Origin of the sequence: Clostridium lundense DSM 17049 (assembly GCF_000619945.1) — a bacterium.
Classification (GTDB): Bacteria; Bacillota; Clostridia; order Clostridiales; family Clostridiaceae; genus Clostridium_AO; species Clostridium_AO lundense.
Genome location: NZ_KK211043.1, coordinates 35,308 through 57,274, shown reverse-complemented (window position 1 = coordinate 57,274; position 21,967 = coordinate 35,308). Strand labels below are relative to the sequence as shown.

General features: G+C 30.2%; 22 protein-coding genes and 1 riboswitch. Of the genes, 5 read left to right on the top strand and 17 right to left on the bottom strand.

The genetic code is table 11. The features are described from left to right. Positions 1-106: 106 nt before the first annotated feature. From T514_RS0122265 to T514_RS25410, 7 genes are all read right to left on the bottom strand, one after another. A complete protein-coding gene (locus T514_RS0122265; protein ID WP_027626712.1) occupies positions 107-505 on the bottom strand; it encodes a hypothetical protein in 399 nt (132 codons plus the stop codon). 20 nt (positions 506-525) lie between these two features. Then, positions 526-1,188 (bottom strand): TIR domain-containing protein, encoded by a 663-nt coding sequence (locus T514_RS0122260; protein WP_027626711.1) that lies wholly within the window; start codon positions 1,186-1,188, stop codon positions 526-528. Between the two features lie 32 nt (positions 1,189-1,220). Beyond that, complete coding sequence (locus tag T514_RS0122255; protein ID WP_027626710.1) at positions 1,221-2,315, bottom strand: toll/interleukin-1 receptor domain-containing protein; 1,095 nt, start codon at positions 2,313-2,315, stop codon at positions 1,221-1,223. 35 nt (positions 2,316-2,350) lie between these two features. After that, entirely contained in the window at positions 2,351-3,472 is a 1,122-nt protein-coding gene (locus T514_RS25415; protein ID WP_051542262.1) for a restriction endonuclease subunit S, read from the bottom strand. 2 nt (positions 3,473-3,474) lie between these two features. Next, positions 3,475-5,028: a class I SAM-dependent DNA methyltransferase gene (locus tag T514_RS0122245; RefSeq protein WP_027626709.1), complete on the bottom strand. Its 1,554-nt coding sequence runs from the start codon at positions 5,026-5,028 to the stop codon at positions 3,475-3,477. A 21-nt stretch (positions 5,029-5,049) separates the two neighbouring features. Beyond that, a complete protein-coding gene (locus T514_RS0122240; RefSeq protein ID WP_027626708.1) occupies positions 5,050-8,358 on the bottom strand; it encodes a DEAD/DEAH box helicase family protein in 3,309 nt (1,102 codons plus the stop codon). 91 nt (positions 8,359-8,449) lie between these two features. After that, positions 8,450-8,674, bottom strand: coding sequence for a DNA-binding protein (locus T514_RS25410; RefSeq protein ID WP_394903505.1), 225 nt, complete (start codon positions 8,672-8,674; stop codon positions 8,450-8,452). Positions 8,675-8,918: 244 nt separating this feature from the next. On the opposite strand from T514_RS25410, the gene T514_RS0122230 reads away from it, so the two are divergent. The 3 genes from T514_RS0122230 (at position 8,919) to T514_RS25405 (ending at position 11,400) form a co-directional block, all read left to right on the top strand. Next, positions 8,919-9,569, top strand: coding sequence for a reverse transcriptase-like protein (locus tag T514_RS0122230; RefSeq protein ID WP_027626707.1), 651 nt, complete (start codon positions 8,919-8,921; stop codon positions 9,567-9,569). Then, on the top strand, positions 9,553-10,116 hold the full coding sequence (locus T514_RS0122225) for a ParM/StbA family protein (protein ID WP_027626706.1): 564 nt from the start codon (positions 9,553-9,555) through the stop codon (positions 10,114-10,116). Before T514_RS0122230 ends, T514_RS0122225 begins: the two co-directional genes overlap by 17 nt. A gap of 804 nt (positions 10,117-10,920) precedes the next feature. Beyond that, positions 10,921-11,400, top strand: a complete 480-nt coding sequence (locus T514_RS25405) for a PadR family transcriptional regulator (RefSeq protein WP_051542261.1) — start codon at positions 10,921-10,923, stop codon at positions 11,398-11,400. A 573-nt stretch (positions 11,401-11,973) separates the two neighbouring features. Here the strand turns inward: T514_RS25405 and T514_RS0122215 are convergent. The 6 genes from T514_RS0122215 to T514_RS25395 form a co-directional block, all read right to left on the bottom strand. Beyond that, positions 11,974-13,125 carry a hypothetical protein gene (locus tag T514_RS0122215; RefSeq protein ID WP_027626705.1) on the bottom strand — a complete coding sequence of 384 codons (1,152 nt, stop codon included), beginning with the start codon at positions 13,123-13,125 and terminating at the stop codon, positions 11,974-11,976. A 149-nt stretch (positions 13,126-13,274) separates the two neighbouring features. Then, complete coding sequence (locus T514_RS27120; protein WP_169735844.1) at positions 13,275-13,430, bottom strand: hypothetical protein; 156 nt, start codon at positions 13,428-13,430, stop codon at positions 13,275-13,277. A 325-nt stretch (positions 13,431-13,755) separates the two neighbouring features. Beyond that, positions 13,756-14,214, bottom strand: coding sequence for a hypothetical protein (locus T514_RS0122200; RefSeq protein WP_027626704.1), 459 nt, complete (start codon positions 14,212-14,214; stop codon positions 13,756-13,758). Positions 14,215-14,322: 108 nt separating this feature from the next. Continuing rightward, entirely contained in the window at positions 14,323-14,613 is a 291-nt protein-coding gene (locus T514_RS0122195; RefSeq protein WP_027626703.1) for a hypothetical protein, read from the bottom strand. An 84-nt stretch (positions 14,614-14,697) separates the two neighbouring features. Continuing rightward, the gene (locus T514_RS25400) at positions 14,698-14,898 is read right to left on the bottom strand and encodes a hypothetical protein (protein ID WP_034870057.1); all 201 of its coding nucleotides are present in this window, start codon (positions 14,896-14,898) and stop codon (positions 14,698-14,700) included. Between the two features lie 65 nt (positions 14,899-14,963). Continuing rightward, positions 14,964-15,161, bottom strand: coding sequence for a helix-turn-helix domain-containing protein (locus tag T514_RS25395; RefSeq protein WP_034870055.1), 198 nt, complete (start codon positions 15,159-15,161; stop codon positions 14,964-14,966). A 169-nt stretch (positions 15,162-15,330) separates the two neighbouring features. Here T514_RS25395 and T514_RS25980 point away from each other — a divergent pair, with 169 nt between their 5' ends. After that, positions 15,331-15,828: a helix-turn-helix domain-containing protein gene (locus T514_RS25980; RefSeq protein WP_051542259.1), complete on the top strand. Its 498-nt coding sequence runs from the start codon at positions 15,331-15,333 to the stop codon at positions 15,826-15,828. 34 nt (positions 15,829-15,862) lie between these two features. Then, positions 15,863-16,921, top strand: coding sequence for a tyrosine-type recombinase/integrase (locus tag T514_RS0122175; protein ID WP_027626702.1), 1,059 nt, complete (start codon positions 15,863-15,865; stop codon positions 16,919-16,921). A gap of 75 nt (positions 16,922-16,996) precedes the next feature. On the opposite strand, the gene guaA is transcribed toward T514_RS0122175, so the two are convergent. The 4 genes from guaA to T514_RS0122155 form a co-directional block, all read right to left on the bottom strand. After that, entirely contained in the window at positions 16,997-18,529 is a 1,533-nt protein-coding gene (guaA, locus tag T514_RS0122170) for a glutamine-hydrolyzing GMP synthase (protein ID WP_027626701.1), read from the bottom strand. 14 nt (positions 18,530-18,543) lie between these two features. Then, entirely contained in the window at positions 18,544-19,998 is a 1,455-nt protein-coding gene (gene guaB, locus T514_RS0122165) for an IMP dehydrogenase (RefSeq protein ID WP_027626700.1), read from the bottom strand. A gap of 109 nt (positions 19,999-20,107) precedes the next feature. Further along, positions 20,108-20,205, bottom strand: a riboswitch (purine riboswitch). Positions 20,206-20,275: 70 nt separating this feature from the next. After that, a complete protein-coding gene (locus T514_RS0122160) occupies positions 20,276-21,052 on the bottom strand; it encodes a prepilin peptidase (protein WP_034870112.1) in 777 nt (258 codons plus the stop codon). A 1-nt stretch (position 21,053) separates the two neighbouring features. Continuing rightward, positions 21,054-21,962 (bottom strand): hypothetical protein, encoded by a 909-nt coding sequence (locus T514_RS0122155; protein WP_027626698.1) that lies wholly within the window; start codon positions 21,960-21,962, stop codon positions 21,054-21,056. Positions 21,963-21,967 lie beyond the last annotated feature (5 nt).

The window sequence follows — 21,967 nt, the reverse complement described above, 5'->3', positions numbered from 1 at the left end:
ATAATTAAACAAGAATGCAACTACTTTTTAATTTATATACCTATTAATTTAAAGATTATATTATTAACCAAAGCTTCATATAAATATTATAAGAAGCTGATATATTTTATATAAAACTAATTACTATTCCAACTAAAATTACTGTTGGTAAATAGAATATACATTCTGATATTGATAAAAAGCACTTGACATACGTGGTCTTATCCGATAACAAATCACTTGTTATTTTCATTGAAAAGTCAATCTCTTCATCTTCCAAATTTCTAACTTTATCATATAAATTTCTGTATCTTCGCTCTTGTTGTAAATAATACGTATCTAACATCCAAAAAATTATTAAAGGAATATATGTTATAAGAAAAAATTTCTGATTACTATCTTTAGCTGCAAGCGCAAAAATAGCAGCTACTAATGTTATTGACCAACCTTTTAGCAAGAATGAATTTGAAGCCATTCTTTTTATAATTTCCTGAATCATTTCTAGATGTTTGATTTTCTTATCCAATTAACACAACCTCCTTTACGCTATTTATTTAGTTTAAATATTTCATAATCGTCTATATTTTCATTTATTTCAACTGCAATATCTATATATTTGTTAACATCTTCAATAAAATCATCCCACTTAACACTATAAATATAAGATGAATAACCAGTATATACCGTTTTAGTACTGCATTCTTTCTGAGTTTTATTCTTTTGATTAAACATATTCTTTTGTAAAATTTTAAACAATATTGGTGTATTTAGCATTCTACATGTGCAAGTTCCACAGCTATTGTCCTCAATATAGTAACTGTAACTTCCATATTCATCAGGAAGAACTACTGCTAATATTGCATTAGTAGAACTTGTTCTTCCATTTCTAGTATGTTCTTTTAATGAATAAGATATTTCCCAAGGTATCCATTGGTCTTCTTCTAGTGCAAAATAGTCTTTCATATTTTTTGAAATTAAAACTATAGTTACACTACTGTCATATATCTTATCACGTAGTTTAGATGCAATTGTACTTTCTTTAAAATCACTTAAATCTTCCCCATCTTTTTCACCTTTGTTTATATGATCCTCCCCTATTTTTTCCTGTAATATATCTACATAATCTCTTACTTTAGTATCATACTTACCATTTACCATTTTAACACTATTATCAGCATATTTATATGATACAAATATTTTTCTCCCCATACCATACCATCTCCCATTATAATTTATAATACTTAAAATTTATAATTTGGCATTGCAACAACTGAATATTCAATATCATTTTCAGTTATATCATCAAAATTCATAAACTTAATATTATTCATCTTAATTTTTAGATGTGTTCCGATTTCTATGTTGTCCATTGTAATTGTTTTATTCTCATTGCATACTACAGCCGGTGCAATATAAAATTCTTTTTGTCTTTCTAATTGCTTTTTAAATATAGCTAGATTATTTCTAAACATATCGATATCCATATATTGATATCTTGAGATCACTGTATACAATGTTTCGTCCATTAAAAACCCTTGTTTTTCTGATCTTTTTATACATTCATCCATATTAGTGGTTATGTGTACAAAATACCCATCTGCAATACCAACATTCTTTTTTTCAATGATAGAGATTTCTATATCTTTAAATACATCTTCACCACAAAGCTTTTTCCAATCTTCAAATATCTTACTTGCACTTTCTTTATCTTTGTACAGCAACGCCATTAAAGGCGGAGATTCATTTTCTGGATCAAACATATATGCTACACCACTCCACTTAGCTTTATCCCAAACCTTTATGTCAATCATCGACGTAACAAACATATTTTTTCTTTCTTTTGGTTGTAATATATTCTCCTCTACCTGGCCAAGTGGTGGCTTTATAGTATTCTTTATACCTTTTAGTCTATTGCATAGCTTTTTAAAATCCTTTTCTCTGTCTACATAATAATATGTTGAATTTTGTAGCGGCTTTAATATCTTTGTTGTACCATAATCATTAAATACTATTGGTATAAACTTCGTGTTGTTACAACATGATTCATATAAATGTTGATATATAATATTTAACTCCCAATTTACACCTTTTCCTTCTCCTGATTTAAAATTCATTACCTTATCATAGTACAACTGTGTACATACTATAAGTACATACTCTGAATTCTCAATTTGATTATCCATCCATCTTGGCCATCCTTCTGGTGGACTCTCCTCATATTGATCAATATTTGCGTCTATGTTATGCCTTCTTAAGGTATTTGAAAACTCTAATATCTTATCTGCAAATTGTTCCGTATCATGAGCATATGATATAAATACCTTTGGTATAGCCATATATATTCCCCCCTTAATCCCCATTTATTAAACTATTAATTGAATAATTCTCCCTTAAATGCTCTCTGCATTAGTGAATTAAAGTTATTCTCTAACTCTTTTAAACTCTCTTCCATTTCAAATTTCAATTTGTTGACTTGCTTTACGAAATCTGCAAATTGCTTTTGAAGTTCTATTGGCGGTAGTGGAATATTTAATTTCATTAATCTTTCCTTTGATATATTAGACATAGACTTCGCAGAGCCGTTAGATAATGCTTTAATATTTTCTCTAAAAAAATCATGATTAATTAGCTTCCACAGGTAGACCTTATTACACTTTTTATTTGTATTAAGTCTGAATATTAAGTCCGGCATCATTAATTTAGGAGAAGTTTCATAAACATAAGCACTCATTCCTACTAATTCTGGAGTATTTTTTCTTGTAAATAATAAATCTCCATTTTTCACTTCAACGCTTCCAACAAATAAATCTTCACCTGTTAATGCCTTATTCTCAGAAGAATCATAAGTTCCATATGTTACAGCACTTAATTTTAATATAGCTGGATATTCGCCTTCTCTACTAAAGTTCTCACATACAAAACTTTTTCCATTTTCAATATTAATTAAACACTCTGAAAGTTCTTCAACTACCCATCCTTTTGAATTGGTAGCAGGATTCCCAAACATATCGATAAACCTCGATTTAACTAATTGCTCTAATGCAATTAATTGTTTTTTTCTCTTATCAATTAATCCTTGTGCCTTATCCAATACATCGACAATTTTTAATTGAATCTCAATATTAGGGTATTCTATCTCAACTTTAGATAATCCTATTCTTGTTATTTGAGGTTGTGCAGAACCTGATATTGTATCTCTTAACCCCCTATTACTAAGATAATAATATAAGAACTTCATATCAACATCTTTGTCTAAATCATCTAATGCCATTGCGTTCCCATTTATATATGAAAATGGCTTAGAAATATTAAGCGTTCCACATGTAGCACCTCTACAAGTTATCATTAATGTAGGTTCCTTATGTGTATATTCATTATAAAATCCTATTACACCATTTGCTCCATAAACTGAATATCCCTCTTTTAACAAATCGCTTGTGGATATAGTCTTCCACTGCTTAGGTTTACAAATTTCATTTAGTAATTTTTTCATTTCTACACCTCAAGCATTCCTTTTAATTCCGAAAGTCCCTTAGAAATCTCCTCCTCTAAGGCCTCTATTCTTTCCAAAATAACACTTGGTGCATCATACACAACTTCTTCATATTCTATTTCCTTATACTTATTTATAGAAAGGTCATAGTCGTTACCAGCTATATCTTCTTTTTCTACCCAGAACCACTTATCTTCTTTAGTAGGCTCCATTGAGTTATCCTTCTTTATAGCTCTCCATTTTTCAATTATATCTGGAATGTCTCCATCATTATCGAGCTTATTTCTCTTGTCATCTAGTGAGTATCCATCGCTTTGCATATCGTAGAACCATACTTTGTTTGTTTCTCCACCTTTAGTGAATATAAGTATAGCTGTAGATACTCCTGCATATGGTTTAAACACTCCTGAAGGCATAGATATTACCCCTTCCAATGCATTTTCTTCTACTAAGCTTTGTCTTATATCCTTATGTGCCTTAGTCGATCCAAACAAAACTCCATCAGGTACTATAACAGCACATCTTCCTCCTAAGTCTAATATTCTATTTATAAGCTTCATAAATAATAATTCAGTCTTAGTTGTTTTAGCTCCTTTTGCAAGGGTTGGATTTATATCTCCCTCATCTATGCTTCCCTTGAAAGGAGGATTAGCGAGTACTAGAGTATACTTATTTTCTTCTTCATACCTCTTTGACAATGAATCCATTTGTCTAACATTAGGATTATCTAAGCTGTGAAGCATAAGGTTCATTGAAGCTATTCTAACCATTGATGGGTCAAAATCAAAGCCATAGAACATTTTTGTTCTAAAATGCTCCCATTCCTCATTGCTCATCATATCTCCAATTCTGTTATGAAGATTTCCTTCCTCATCAGTAAACACACTTTCTGGTCTTGTGTATTTTTCAAGTATATATTCTAATGAATTAATTAAGAAGCCCGCCGTACCACATGCTGGGTCGCATATTTTATCTTCAGCTGATGGGTCCATAAGCTCAACCATCATTCTTATAATGTGTCTTGGAGTTCTAAACTGTCCATTTACTCCTGATGTAGCAAGCTTTGATAATAAATACTCATATAAGTCACCTTTTGTATCTGCATCATCCATGTTTATTCCATCTATAAGTCTAACTGACTCCTGAAGTAAGGAAGGCTTTGGTATCATAAATACAGCATCCTTCATTTCTGCTGTAAAGCTTGATTCTTCTCCTCCCATAGATTTAATAAATGGAAATACCTTTTGTGACACAACATCAAACATTTTTTCTACTTCTAAATGCTTAAATTGGCTCCACTTTAATAGTTCCCAGCTAAAATCTGCTTCAAATTTCCCATCTTCTTTTAACTTTTCAGTTAATTCCATAAATAATGATTTATGTGTTCTACCTATTCTATTCGCTCTCTTTTCATTAGCATTATCTATATCATCTAATCTCTTTATAAATAGAAGATATGATATTTGCTCTATTACAGTCAGAGGGTTAGATATTCCCCCTGACCAAAAGTTGTTCCATAGTTTATCAATTTTGCTCTTAATTTCTGCATTTAACATTTCTTCAGTTCCCCTCTACATTTAAGATATAACACTTACTTTGAATGGTGCTATCAAATCAAATACCTCATCAGCCATTCTTCCAAATATGCCATCAACTCCATTTGGATTAAAGGATGTATATGGAGCTGCAAATAATGCTGCAAAGGATATTCCTTTATTCTTGGCAATATCATTCTTAATTATTTCTAAAGTCTTAATCTGTGTTGCACTCATCTTATTATGATGCTTTTGAATGAACTCTTCAAACCTTTTATTTAATTCTGCCTCATCAACACCAACAAACTTTCTTATTATACCAACTATATCTTCTTTATCTATATCTGTTTTACTTGAAAGCTCATCTATACTATAAACAAAATCATCTCCAAATATTGAATAGATACCATCAATCTCAGTTTGAGAAAGCTTTTCCCCTTTTCTAATTTTATGAATTACTAGCTGGTCCTTTAATCTATCTTCGATAGCTGTTCTTACTCTTTTTTCATAAGGTTCCATATTAGCACCATAAAGTACAGAACCAGCACTTATTTCTTTTACTACAGCTCCAGTATCTTTTATATCAATCACTACAAAATGCCCTGCTGTAGATCCCTTATGTTTCATTAAATCTCTTAAGTCTATTCTTATTTGCTCTAGCTTTTCATAACTAAGATTATCCCATCCTGAAGGTTCTAATAGTGATTTTATAAGTTCTCTCTTACCATCAAACTGATTTATATTTGTTTTTAATCTTGCCAGCTTCTCCATTGTGGCATTGATTTCTCTAACTAATGAATCCTTATCATTGGTCGCAAAGTATTGAAGTATTCTATAAATTGAGTTATCAAATAAGATAGCATCTTGATTGTCCTTTGCTTCAATCCATTGTATCAGTGGAGCTATCTCTAATTTCAGCTTCTTAATGAAATCTTCACTCAAATGACTCCAGTATTCCTCTTTTTTAACTTGCTCTATCTTCTTTCTATTCTTCTTTATTTCAATACTCTCTGATGGAAGTTCATCTATATCTACTTTCAGCTTTTCTATAAAAGCATTACATATATCCACTTTGTTTTTTGACTTATAAACTTCTAAAAGCTTGCACATAAGTTCAAATCTAACCTGCATAGAGGTTTTTTGAGGACTTGGTACAAATCCTTTTGAATTCATCTCAAAGAATTCAAAGTTCTTGTAGCAATCAAAGATAGCAAATTCTTTTTTATCTACGTCATCTCCAAACAAATCATCACATCTTCTAGTTCCTCTACCTATCATTTGCCAGAACTTAACCTTTGAATAAATAGGCTTTGCAAATACCAGGTTAACTATCTCAGGTACATCTATTCCTGTATCTAATAAATCTACTGATATTGCTATTCTAGGGAATTCTTCATTTTTGAAGTTCTCTATAAGTATTTCTTTATCCTTAATACCTGAATAAATAACGGCAGTCATCTTTCCTTTATATTGAGGATACATTTCATTAAATAAAGAATCTAAAAGATTGGCATGATTTTTATTTTTTGCAAATATGATTGTCTTACCCAAGTGATCTCCAACCTTAATCCCATTATCCATCAAGGTTTTTAATATATATCTATTGGTATCCTTATTGGTTATTTGCTTTTCCAGAGCATCTTTATCAAACTCAAAAACTTCACCATCATAGCCTTCTTCATCTACCTGTCTTCTTTGCTCTTCTGTCATTTGACTATACTTTATCCCTTTTCTTAAAAAGTCAGTTGTAGCATCAATTACTCTTGGCTCAATAAGATATGGTGGTATATGGCTCCAAGCCTGATCTACAGAAAAATTAAAAGTTGGATCTTGAGTCTCACAATTAAATAAATCAAAAGTATTTCTTTCTATAAAGTCTACAGGTGTTGCTGTAAGTCCTATAATATGAGCATCAAAGTATTCTAATATATCTCTATAGGTCTTATATATACTTCTATGAGACTCATCACAAATAACAAGATCAAAGAAACCTACACTAAACTTGCTGTAATAATTAATCATAGTTTGGTATGTTGAAAAATAAAGAGTAGCTTCTCTATTTTCTGAGTTTTTACCGGTAAATCTGCAGGATATTTGTTCCGGCATAAAAGTTTTGAAACTATTCTTGTCCTCCTTAGCTTGCCTAACAAGTTCATCTCTATCTGCTAAGAATAAAACTCGCTTAGCCCAGTTTGCTTCCATCATACCTTTAGTAAGTGCTATAACCGTTCTTGTCTTTCCTGTTCCTGTTGCCATTACTAAAAGAGCTTTTCTATGACCATTAGAATATCTTTCATATACTCTTTTAATACCTTCTATTTGATACGGTCTGCCTGCAATATTTTTATCTATTTCAACTTTATTTAAATTCTTCTTATACTTATGCTTAAAGAATAACTCTTCTAAATCTTCTAAAGTATAGAATCCCCAAATCTGTCTTGGCTGGCTATACATATCATCCCACATATATATTTCATAACCGTTAGTATAGAAAACTATAGGTCTAACTTTATAGTCTCTTTCAATAGTATTAGCATACTCAACTGCCTGCTGGCGACCTATAATAGGATCAACTGACGATTTTTTAGCCTCAACAACTGCAACTGGTTTGCCTTTTTTATTAAACAGTACATAATCAGCAAAACCTTTTTTACCTGCTTCTTTATGGTTTTCTAGAGGAAGCTCTAATTTAACAAATTCAGTATTGTTAACATCCCATCCAGCATCCTTAAGCATTATATCTATTAGCTTCTTTCTAGTTTCAGCTTCATTAAGGTCTAAGCTAACTTCAACTTCTTTTTCCACAACTTTATCGTCTTCAGTTACAACTGCTGTTTTTGTTTCTTCCTCAACGGCCTTTACTTCCTTAGTATGCTCTTCCTTAATATCTTCCTTTTCCTTAGCATAATCTTCAATATTATATACTGAAACTTTAGTTGTAACTGGTTTTGGTATCTTATATGTTAATGGTTTTATTGAAGTATCCTTTGTTACTTTAATATAAAACCATGCTGCTACCTTATACATAGAAACTAAACACTCTAAAGCATCCTTTTTATTTTCATACCCTTCATGGTTAGCCTTATTGCCATAACGTCTTACTATGTCAAAAAGGTCCGGAATAGCTCCATTAATACCTGTAGCTCTTAAAAGCTTAATTTTATCATCTTGAGTTGCAAATTTAGGTATTTCAACTTTCAAAGCTGTAAGTATATGATCAATTATTTGCTCTCCAAACATACGCATCTTTAACATTGATGCGTTATTATCTGTATGTATATAATTTTCTGCTTGGCTACCTAACTTTGCTAACGTTGTCCATTTCTTATTTAAAAAAGTAAAATTAGACATCTAAATCCCCCTCATCTTAACTTGGTTAATTCAAATAGATACAGCTACTTATTTTAAATTATAAAACAGCTGTTTATTTGAACTAATAGTGTTATTCTGCGTTAAACCCTTTATTTTTACTAATATCCTCTTTCTTTCTGGAAGCCTTACGTCCAGCTCGTCCATCTACAGGTTTCTCAACCTCCTGTGGTATAAGCCAAACAGAAGCTTTTTTAACTGCTCCTTCAATACGCCCCTGTGAACACAATAGTTGAACCCGCCTTGCAGTAATTCCCCATTTATCTGCTGCCTCTTGAGTAGTTATATATTCGATCATATTTAGTGCACCTCTACTTTTTGGTGTATATAATAATATTTTATTCGTTTTGACGAAAACATTCAACATATCACACAAATATTGTAAATATTGCTAATTTGATCTCACCTGTTTACATATAATTTATTAAAAACTGTCGTATTTGACATATATTTTACATTGTTGACTTTTAATGTAATATGATGTATTGTTAAGTTGCTGTATCATATTCAAAATATTATTTTAATAACTAAGGAGGTGTTTGATGAACGAATTGATTTGTAATTTTGATGCAAGCAACAATGAAGCAATAGGAATGACTATAGGTATTCAAATAGTGAACACAACAACATCTGAAGAGTTTCTTTTTTCTGAATGTATTGGACCTTTTGGGGATTCTAATTTTGCCGAAGGTCAAGCCATTATTAAGTCTTTATTAAAGCTTGCAGAACTTTGTAAAAAGGATGATATTATTACTATTTGTGGGGACAACCAAGATGTAATTGATAAAGTGAATAAAATACTAATTGGAGGTGTGAAAAAGACCAAAAGAAAGCCACCTGAATATGTGCTTAATATCATCAATCTTATGTCTAATTTTCAAAATATAGAATTAAAATGGATTCCAAGAAATCTTAATCGCAAAGCTCACTATCTAAGCCAAGAACCATTCTTAGATAAGTATACTGAGTATAGATCAAAGAAAATCAATGTTAAATACATCAACGATAATATTTTTTTAGCTCAAAGTAGTAAAGATAAAAATATATATTATACTGTTGATTTAGAGCTTTGCACATGTACCTGCCGCTTCTTTAAGCTGCAACATTGGTGGCAAAGAAAAAAGTGCAAGCATATCATTGCTGCTGAAAGTTTTAATTTTCATAGGAACAACTTTAATGTCAAAAAATCATAAAGGAGATAAGAGAATGAGTGTATATGAATTAATGTTTCTACTTAACGAAGATCAAAGAGAGGAACTAACAAAAAAACTTGACACTGTACTGGCTGTGGATATAGGTAAATCATTTGTAAAGACAAACACTGGTATTATATTTCCAAGTAATGTCTATCTTGGCGAAAAGACTTCTAATTCAAGCTTAGACTCTTTCCAGGTTACTTGGATGGATAAGACTTATACAATTGGTGATAGTTCGAGACCTCAGAATATTATTTTAACTGATTATAGTAGTGATGAATATAAGATTTGTATACTTACTGCTATTGCATTAGGATTTGAAGGTGAAGAAAATATACAGGTAAGACTTGGTTTAGGCTTATCCCCAATGTACTTTCGCGATCATAACGAAAAACTAAAGGAAGAAATAATGAAGCTCAATAAGCAAACAGTATCCATTAATATTGGGGAAGAAATCAAAAACTATAACATAGAAATATTAGAAGTCCGAGTATTTAAGCAGGCTTGTACATTACCAGATAAATATCTCAAAAGAAGAGATTAGATAATATTTTTAAGTACAATTAAATGGTAATAACTTTATTCAAAATGCCTATTAAAAATTAATTTACACAGGAAAGCAATTAGCTTCTAAATGTTTTCCTGTATAAGTTAAATGTCAAATCCGACATAACCATTTCTATCATAATTAATTACAGGTTTGGTTTCTTGCATTTATTATCTGTATTAATAATATTAATTGAAACTTTTTAAAGACGTGTCCTCATATATGCTATACCCTGAGTCGAATTTGACGCACCCCTACATAGTTTATCTAATAGCAACTATCAATATGTTTTATCTTAAAAAAATATATAACTAAAAAGAAAACAAGTAGCTCCAACTACTTGTTCTCGGATTAATATTACAGCACTGACAGAAGCCAACGGCTCTATCCAATTAATATTATACCAAAATACTTAAAATTATAAATATCTATCTGTATAATATTTAGCTTCAACTCACTTATATAGTTATAAAATCACATATATTTTCTCTCGGTACCAGGCTATATAAATCAAAATCCAATTCTTAGTTTCATGCCCCACCCCTCTATAGAATTACATGGTTCATTTTGACCTATCCAAAGCCTTCGGCTTAATTCACAACAGCTTCATCTAATTTGGCTTATACCATAAACCATTTTTTAACTATTCATCTTCCTTTTGCAGATTAAAGATTTAGCCCTTAGCAGGGCACTGGTGGTTCTTTTTTAACTTTTTATAAGTATGCTTAAACCTTCATAAAGCTCACCCTTATTTAAAGTATTGAATAACCATTAATATTTATATATAAAGGAGGATTCATAATGAAATCAACTGAAAAATCTATTAAAACTTCAACTCTAATTAATCAGAAAGGTCTTAAGAAGATTAATCCTAAGCATGACTATAAGGCTGAATACACAAGACTTTTCCCTACTAAGATGTCTAGTTCAAACTTCTTATCTTTCTACATCCTTCATGTATTAGCCAAACAAAACAGACCTCTATATGGCAAAGAAATACTATCCTTCCTGCAAGACACAATAGGATCTGCTGTTTGGAAGCCATCACATGGAACTCTATATCCTATTTTAAACAAGCTCACAGCAAACAACCTTATTGAGAACATAAAGATAGAGGAAGATAAGAAGTATTATGCCATTACTGAGCTTGGAAGAGAAGAATTAGAAATAAAAATGAAGGAGTTTAAGCCTATGATAATTGAATCCTATAACTTCTTTACTAAGCTTATTGAAGAAATATATGATTTCAATGAGGATCAAAAGGATACAACTACTTATTAAAATACGTTTATGCTATTATAGTGACTTAAGCAGTAAACCCTGAAAGTACCATTCCACCTGCTATATCATAAATCAAAAATATTATTCTCTTAAAGTAATAGCAAAAAGGCTATTCCTATGTAATCATCTACAAATGTCTATAATGTAGACAAACATTTATAGACAAATATATATAGATAAATATTTATCTAAAAATCTTTATAGACATATATCAACATAGAATTGGTTCAAAATGACCCTCTGGTGTTTTGTGATGTTATCTTTATAGCTACTCTCTTTGCACTAAGGTATACTGATGATCAAAATGAACCTATGTATCAAAATGACACAAATATGATTAATAATTATAGACATTGCTATGTAATACTTATGGCAGGTTCAAAATGAGCCAAGCTATATATAATACCTGCTTCTCAACAGCAATGTAACTTAGTAGTAATTATAAAAACAAAAGCTCCCTCATATTTATATTTGTGAGGGGGCTTCTCCTTATATATTATGCTATTTAAAGCGTTATACGCTTTATTTAAGACCTATTTAATTAAAAGATATTTTTATATTACCTATGCTAATTCAATATATTCTAGAGGGCATATAGCTACTCCAAAGGTCATAATAAATATTACTATTTCTATATACTTTTATACAATCCTGTTGTTTCTTTGGGAGGTGTTTTATTATATCGTCTATGGAAATAGGCTTTATCTCGACATCAGCATATATATAATGATATCCTTTTGATAATATCCATCTTTTATACTTCAATATTGTAGATTCTGCAGGTACTTTAATATGTGGTACTTTATTTAAATAATTCAATACCAATTTAGCTGTATGCTTCTCATTTTTACTTAAACTACTACCATTTATAACTGAGAAAAGTTTAATCTTTGTAGTCATTGTCTTATCTAAATGAAGTAGTTTTAAAACCTTATTCATAATATTTACCTGGCTGTTAAAATCGAATACTTCCTCTAATATAGCTACAGGTCTTGAGGAAGGTTCTATTTCAAGCTCAGTAGCTTTGCCATCACTCGTAAACTTTGTTACAATAGGTTTAAAAAGCTTATATATTCTGTCTCTTTTTAAAGAAACTTCTATGCGTAATATATCCTGTCCAGCTTTTAAACATACTAAATCACTATCATAATAATCATCTATTTGCTTTTCTGGATTTGTATTAGATATTTGTCTAAGCTTTAAGTATATCCTAATTATGAAATCACTGTTCTCCATATCTTTCCCATTAAAAAAATATATAGTGCCACCTCCTTCACTTATATCTTTCTTCAACTTACCTATGTTTTCTAGCTTCGAAATCACATTATATAGTGCATTAATCTCATCGCTGTCTTTAATGATATTTATGTTATTCTCATAATAAGAAACCATCCAATATCTAAGATTAGGCACTACACTTATATCTATTACCAATTTCAATTTATCTCTAATAATACTATGCAGCTGCTGTATATTGCAGGAGTATATAGAAGCTATATTATCATTTTGAAGAAGATAAACCGGATTAAAATCAATATAAAGAAGATCATCCTTATGCATAGGCATATATTTGAGGAAGATTCCATCTATATACTTGTAATAATAAGAAAGACATCTATTATAATTCTCTTTATAAAACCAATTCTCCCTATATCTCTCTTTAAATAATTTATCCTTAACTAGAGATACATTGGTTATATATGTGCTTACTTTATCTATTGCCATATCAGTACCTCCTATTCTTATTTCCAGTTAGGCTTTGAAGCACTCAAAATGCTTCAAAGCCATTGATATTACTAGCTTTATATAGTATACCTATATAGTAATAAGGGTCACCCCATAGAGAAAATACTCTTTTACTGGAAATTTAACTCTTATTTATTTTGTCTTCTATCTTCTATTTCCGCAGCGAACCTTAAAGCATCAGCATATGTTTGTGTACAATTTAATTCTCTTAACTTAAGTTGTTCCTGTATTTCATAAACTTTGTAATATATGCTGCGCAAATAAAAAACCTTTTCTCCTATCATGTTATTTAATACTAAGTATAATTCTAATTTAGTTAATAAATAAAAAAGCTTATCTTTATTTTAAATATTTATGTGAACACTTTATACAAAACTACTATGACTCTGCAAAATTGTAGAGTCATAGTAGTTTTTATATAATTTCTGATACCTCCAAATTAATGCTCATACTACTCACCTATAATCTTTGAAACTTGTCTATTATCTATTAATGATTTTTCATCACTTTTAAAAATATCAAGATACCTCATCTTACTTTATTCATCCATAAATTAGATCATTTTGAACCTGTTATTTTTTCTTTCATAAGCTTCTTGTTAACTAATCTTTATATTTCTATCTCTTCTAATTCCCTAATCAATAACTCATCAGTTATTGGTTCATTTTGACCCTTTCCTAAAACGAATGACTCTTCCAGCTCTGTAGTCTTATTTTCTATTACAATCATGTTTTCAATAGCTTCATGATTTAAGGAATACCAGTTAGTATTATTCTTTGCTTCTTCACTATAAAATCTCTTTATCTTAATTAAATTCTGCTTCTTCAATCTGGTTATAGCTCTTTTTACAGTACTTAAACTCATATAAGGAAAGTACCTCTCACATAATTCCGATACAGATTGATTGATCCAAATAGAACCTTCTTTAAAATACCTACTATCGTTTTTCTTATGTTCCATCAAATCATTAAGTTTTTGAAGAATTATAGCTTCATTAAGACCAATAGCTTTTGCAAGTACAGGTGAAACAACAGCACAATCCTCTTTATGTTCAAATATATAATGCATGAGTATTACCCCTTTTGTAGTTTTACAGTTGAATTTAGGCCCCTCTGCAAAATTGCAAAAGAGCCTTTAATCCATACACGCTTATAAAAATTAAATGTATCAGCTTAACTAAAATCGCCCAGCAGCATATCTATCATGCAAAATCTTTGCACTGGTAACCAGATATTCTATATCATCAAAACTTAAATAAATCTCCTTATTACCCCAATCTGATTTCTCAGCTCTTATAAATTTTATTAATTTATCCATAAACTCAGAAACTTTATCTGAATCACTATCATAAGATGCATCAAAATTAAATAAGTCTTTATAGTTGTCTGAATTCATAATGCCTTGGTTTTTTTCTGCAAAATCATAATCTAAATTTTCAAATCTGTCCTTACCTGTCTTAATTAACATTGCTACCATCCTCTCTATGTAAATATAATTCCATTAAACTACATGTCGGATTTGACATCTAAGAAAGCTATTTGCTCTCTATGATTACATAGCTTTCAGTTGTTGTTTTAATTCATCTACATCACAATAATACTTTTCCATAAAATACTTTTTAGGTACCTTTCCAGCAACAACAATATATCCTTTTTCCTTCAATTCATTATTAAGCTGTCTAATTATCACATATGCTTTTGATGCGCTTATTCCTAAAATCCTTCTAACATCTGTAACTGTTAAATAGCTCATTTTCCTCATGCCTCCTAATACGTATTACCCAAATTGATACTTTTAAATATCAATATGTTTCAAGTTTATTTTTGAATAAGTTCTTCTACTGGAACGCCTAGTGCTTTCGAAAGCTTTCCCACTGTTTTAGGCATTAATTCCTGATTACCCTTTCTTAATTTAGTTAACGTAACGATGTTAACTCCTGACTGCTTTGACAGTTCATTTACACTAAGGCATGCTTTAGCCATAGCAATTTCAATTTTTTTGTTATCAATTCTCATGTAATCACCTCTTGTATACATAATTAAAATACGTATTATTATTTTTTAAATTAATATTAACTTAATTAAATTATATATAATTAAATTACACTTGTAAATATTTTTTTATATTTTTTATTGAATTTAATTACGCATAATGATATATTATTTTAAGAAGGTGGTGAGAAGAATGAATAAAGAAACCATAGGCAGCCGCATAAAAGAAAAAAGAAAAAGCAAAAATATTACCCAAACTCAATTAGCCAACATATTAGATAAATCACTTAGTTCAATACAAAAATATGAAAGCGGAGATGTGGAAATACCTCATAGTATTGTAGAAAAGATTGCAGAAACTTTAGATACAACTGTTACCTATCTGCTTGGATATGATAAACTTCAAAAACAGTTAGATGAATTAAGATTATTTAAAGAAGAACTAAAATTACTTGGCTGTAATTTAGAAGAGATTAATTGCATTAAAGAAGATAACCCAGAAGTTATTAGCTGCAAACTTAATGACACAGAAAGATATTGCGCTAATTGTGATATAAAAGAAACATGTTATTTAATAACATATAATAATACTACTGTAAAAGTTCCTATTCATGATTTTGAAAATTTACGTGAGCATTTTAAGTCCTATATGCGATTCATGTTGATGGAAATAATAAAAAAATATCAATAATATTATTATCCTGCTATTTATGGGGGTGATTATTATTCCTGCTTATAAAGATGAAAAACAAGGCACCTGGTATGTACAGTTTTATTACACTACTTGGACAGGTGAAAAGAAGAAGAAACTTAAAAGAGGTTTTAAAAAAAAGGGAGAAGCATTAGAGTGGGAAAGAGAGTTTCTGAGTAAACAGCAAGCCAATCCGGATATGTCCTTCGGGTCTTTAGTGGAATTATATTTTGAAGATATGGAGAATAGGCTTAGGAAATCTACTATAGCTAATAAGAAATATATGATAGAGTTAAAGATCCTTCCTTACTTTAAAAACATGCCTATAAATACAATAAAGGCTACACATATAAGAAAGTGGCAAAATAAGTTGATGAAGGATGAAAAGGACTATTCTGAAACCTACCTTAAAGCAATTAACAATCAGTTAGTTGCTATATTTAATTATGCTGTTAAGTACTATGATTTAAAAGAGAATCCTTGTCATAAAGCCGGCAGTATGGGTAAGAAAAATGCTGAAGAGATGTTGTTTTGGACAAAGGATGAATATATGAAATTTATAGAGTGTGTCGAAGACAAGCCTCAATCAAAAATAGCTTTTGAAACTTTATATTGGACAGGCATGAGGATTGGAGAATTAATGGCTCTTACTCTAGCTGATATAGATTTTGATAACAAGACTATAACTATTAATAAATCTATACAAAGATTGGGAAAAGAGGATGTAGTAACAGCTCCTAAAACACCAAAGAGCAATAGAGTTATACCAATAACAGATTTCTTATGTGAAGATTTGAAGAGCTATACTAACACCCTCTATGATGTTAAGCCTAATGATAGGATATTCCCCTTCACTAAGTACTTCTTGCATCATGAAATGGATAGAGGTTGTAAAAAAGCCAACGTCAAAAGAATCAGGCTCCATGATTTGAGGCATAGCCATGCCTCCTTATTGGTTGAGCTTGGCTTCACACCTTTATTAATAGCTGAACGGTTAGGCCATGAAAAGATAGAAACTACATTAAATACATACTCTCATTTGTATCCTAATAAGCAAAATAAAGTAGTAGATGCCCTTGAAAAATTAAAGTAGAATCAAATTAGAATCACAGCATAAAAGAAAAGTCCGCAAACCCTTATTTCATAAGGCTTGCGAACTTTATATATCCTATTCCCACTCGATAGTAGCAGGTGGTTTTGAAGTTACGTCGTAAACAATTCTGTTAACTAATTTAACTTCATTTACAATTCTTCTTGAAACTTTATCTAATACTTCATAAGGTATTCTTGCCCAATCTGAAGTCATTCCATCTGAAGATGTTACTGCTCTTAAAGCTATTGTATGACAATATGTTCTTTCATCTCCCATAACTCCTACAGATTGAATGTTTGGAAGACAAGCAAAGTACTGCCATATCTTTTCTTCAAGACCTGCATTAGCTACTTCTTCTCTGAATATAGCATCTGCTTCTCTTACTATTTCTAATTTTTCTTCCGTAACTTCACCTAAAACTCTTATAGCAAGACCTGGTCCTGGGAAAGGCTGTCTCCATACTAATTTATGAGGTATTCCAAGCTCTTCTCCAACAGCTCTAACTTCATCTTTAAATAATTCTCTTAAAGGCTCTATAAGTTTAAATTGTAGGTCTTCTGGAAGTCCTCCTACATTGTGATGACTCTTTATAGTAGCTGAAGTATTAGTTCCACTTTCAACTACGTCTGCATATATAGTTCCTTGAACTAAGAAATGTATTTCTCCTAGTTTGTTAGCTTCTTCTTCAAATACCCTTATAAATTCTTCACCTATAATTTTTCTCTTTCTTTCAGGATCAGATACACCCTTTAGTTTACCTAAGAATCTATCTTGAGCATTTACTCTTATTAAGTTCATATCAAACTGCTGTTTAAATACTCTTTCTACCTGATCTCCTTCATCTTTTCTAAGTAAGCCATGATCAACAAATATGCAAGTTAACTGTTTTCCAATAGCTTTGTGTACAAGTACAGCTGCAACAGATGAATCAACTCCACCTGAAAGTGCACAAATTACCTTCTTATCTCCAACTAATTCTTTTATCTTAGCTATTTTTTCTTCTGCGAAGGAAGTCATTGACCAATCTCCCTTTAATCCGCATACTCTAAATAAGAAGTTTGATAACATTTTTCTACCAAAAGGAGTGTGTTCAACTTCTGGATGGAACTGTACACCATATATTTTCTTTTCTTCATTAGCCATAGCTGCTACTGGACACTGTGAAGTTGTTCCTACTATTTTAAAACCCTCTGGAGCTTCTGATACAAAGTCTGTATGACTCATCCAGCATACTCCGCTTTCTTCAATTTCATTAAATAAAAGACAAGTATTATCTAATTTAACGTCAGTTTTTCCATATTCTCTAATTTCCGCACTTTGAACTTTTCCACCTAAAGTATATGAAGTTAACTGTTGTCCATAACATATACCAAGCACAGGAATTCCCAAATTAAATATTTCTTTATCTACTTTTGGAGTATTATCTCCATAAACACTGTTAGGTCCACCTGTAAAAATTATTCCCTTAGGATTTTTTTCTTTTATTTGTTCTATTGTATAATTATATGGGATTATTTCACAGTAAACATTATTTTCTCTAACACGTCTAGCTATAAGCTGATTGTATTGTCCTCCGAAATCAACTACAAGAACTAATTCTCTTTCCATAATTAACCTCCAAATTATTGATTAACACTATAGTTTGGTGCTTCTTTTGTTATTGATATGTCATGTGGATGACTTTCTCTAAGTCCTGATGATGTTTGTTCAACAAATCTTGCTGTTTTATATAGATCTTCTAAAGTTTTAGCTCCCAAATATCCCATACCTGAACGTATTCCACCAATTAATTGGAATATAGTCTCTGAAACAAGTCCTTTATATGGTACTCTTCCTTCTACTCCTTCTGGTACTAACTTTTTGCCTTCTTCTTGGAAATATCTATCTCTACTACCACAAGCCATAGCCGCTAATGAACCCATTCCTCTATATACCTTGTAGCTTCTTCCCTGATATATTTCTGTTTCTCCTGGTGATTCTTCACAACCTGCAAACATTGAACCTAACATACAAATCTTAGCACCAGCTGCTAAAGCCTTCACTATATCTCCTGAATATTTAAGTCCACCATCTGCTATAATAGGAACTCCATATTTATTAGCTTCTTCTACACAATCCATAACTGCAGTTAATTGAGGTACTCCTACTCCTGCTACAACTCTAGTAGTACAAATAGAACCTGGTCCTATACCTACCTTTACACAATCAGCTCCTGCAAGAATTAAATCTCTTGTAGCTTCAGCTGTTGCAACATTTCCTGCAATAATTTGAAGTTCAGGATATTTTTCTTTTATTATTTTCACTCCATTTAATACTCCTTGAGAATGACCATGAGCAGTATCAAGAGTTATTACATCTACATTAGCATCTACTAAAGCTTTTACTCTTTCTAACATATCCTTTGTTATACCTACAGCCGCACCACATAAAAGTCTTCCTTTTTCATCCTTAGCACTATTAGGGAATTTTCTTACTTTTTCTATATCTTTTATAGTAATAAGTCCTCTTAAATTATTATCCGCATCTACTAATGGAAGTTTTTCTATCTTATGTTTCATTAATATTTCTTTAGCTTCATCTATAGTAGTATTTTCTGGGGCAGTTATTAAATTTTCTTTTGTCATAACCTCGGAAATCTTTTTAGAATAATCTGTTTCAAATACTATATCCCTATTAGTTATTATGCCAACTAATTTGCCATCTACTGTTACTGGAATTCCGGAAATTCTATATCTGCTCATTAAGTCTAAAGCATCTTGTATAGTATTTTCTGGTGCTAAAAAGAATGGATCTGTAATTACTCCATTTTCTTGTCTTTTTACTCTATCAACTTCAGCTGCCTGCTGTTCTATAGTCATATTTTTATGTATTATACCAATGCCACCTTCTCTTGCTATAGCAATAGCCATCTTTGATTCAGTAACGGTATCCATACCTGCACTCATTAGCGGTATATTTAATTTTATTTTTTTAGTTAAATTTGTAGCTAAACTTGCATCTTTAGGTAATATTTCAGATTTGTTAGGCATAAGTAAAACGTCATCAAAAGTATAACCCTTTTTTAATATGATTGCCATTGTGTCCACTCCTTTATTATAATTTAACACTATATTTATATTTACCTATATGAAAAAAAACATGCTGATTTTTCTTATAACCATAAGTGAAATTAGCATGTCTACATAGGCAGACTCAAATTTCACCCATAGTCGGGAATTTACGGCTCCCGGTAGATACTCCCTGCCATATTCAGGGAATATATGAGTAGAATATACATTATTAAACAACTTGTTTACATTATTTTATTTGTAATTTTGAAGTTTGTCAATCATTTTATGCAAAACTTTTAATTTTTTATATAAAACTTAAATACCATAATAATATATTATCTCCAAAGATTAATGTGCATAATGTTCCTAATGCAATAAATGGACCAAAAGGAATAGGATCCTTTCTTGTCTTTTTTTCACACAAAATAAGCCCTAGAGAAATTACGGTTCCTATTATAAATGATAATAAAAACATAAGAAGAGACCTTTTTAATCCAAGAAATATACCTGAAATAAAGCATATCTCTACATCTCCCCAGCCCATACCTCCTGTTAATAATATTATTAATGATATTATTCCTGCAGGAACTATGCCTCCTAAAATATAATATATATAATCTTTTAAAATATAATTTTGCAAGATACCTTGTGTAACTAAAAAAATCAATCCAAAAATAACACCTGTTACTGTAATGCTAAAGTATACATCCATTGTCTGCATATCGATGAAACTAATAACAATTAATATAGAAAGTAATGTTACATATTTTAAATAGTTTAATGAGACCCCATATTCAATGGCCACTATTAAATATACTATTCCTGTAAAAAGCTCAATCAAAGGATACCTAACTCCTATTTTTTCTTTACAATATCTACACTTACCTTTTAGAAACATATAACTTATTATTGGAATCAAATCTCTCCATTTCAATTTATTATTACACTTTGGGCAATGAGAAGAGGGATATGCTAAACTCTCCTCTCTAGGTATTCTATATATACATACATTTAAGAAACTACCTATTATACTCCCCATTATAAAAGAAAAAACATAATAAATTACTAAATAGTTTCCCATATTATCTACTCCTTTTTTTACTTCCAAACATATCTCCTATAGATCTAAACCCTATTTTTTTATTATAAAAGCTATAATTTTTAATAGAATCATAGTTTTCTTCACTTACCCTTATATACTGATAAAATACTATTTCACATGATATTACCTCGTCCTTTACTAAAATAAAACTATCTTTTTTTAATGAATTATTATTTTCCTCAAAATCCTCTTTATCCTTATTCCCCCCATTATTGAAATTTATATCTTCCTTGTTTTCTAAATTATTATTGATTATCAATTCATCTTCCCTTTTGCTTTCTTCTTCTATCTTTGAAAAAAGCCTTACACTTTTTACATTCAGCTTTCTTTCAGTAATACCATTTAAATTATTTATATATTTCTCTATCTTATATTTATTACCGCTTACTTTTAAGGTTAGTGATAATCTAACAATATCATCAGATATATAATTTATCTCAGAAGAATTATCTTTTTCTTTTGAACTGTTTACACTCTTCTTATTTTTATCTTCTGCTTTATTTTTCTCTTGTTTTTCATCTTTTCCATCCTTCTCATACTTATTATCTAATGTAAATAGATCGAACTTCATTTCTTCTCCGTTTATACCATACTTAATACATGAATAATAAAAATCATATATTAATTGAGGCGTATCTATTTGGTTAGATGTAAGTTTATTCATTAATTCTATATCTTTTTTTAGCTTTTCATTCTCTTTTTTTATCTCTTTTATTTTCTTCTCTGTTAATTTTAATTTTTTTATCTTGTCCTCTTTTTGTGTGAACTCTTCTTTTTGTGCTAACAAATTATTATATCTAGAAAAGAAAAAACACCTATATGTAACATAATTAATAAGTAAAAAAATTAATATTACTAAAAATATTTTTAACTTTTTTTCTTTGTTCATAAGAA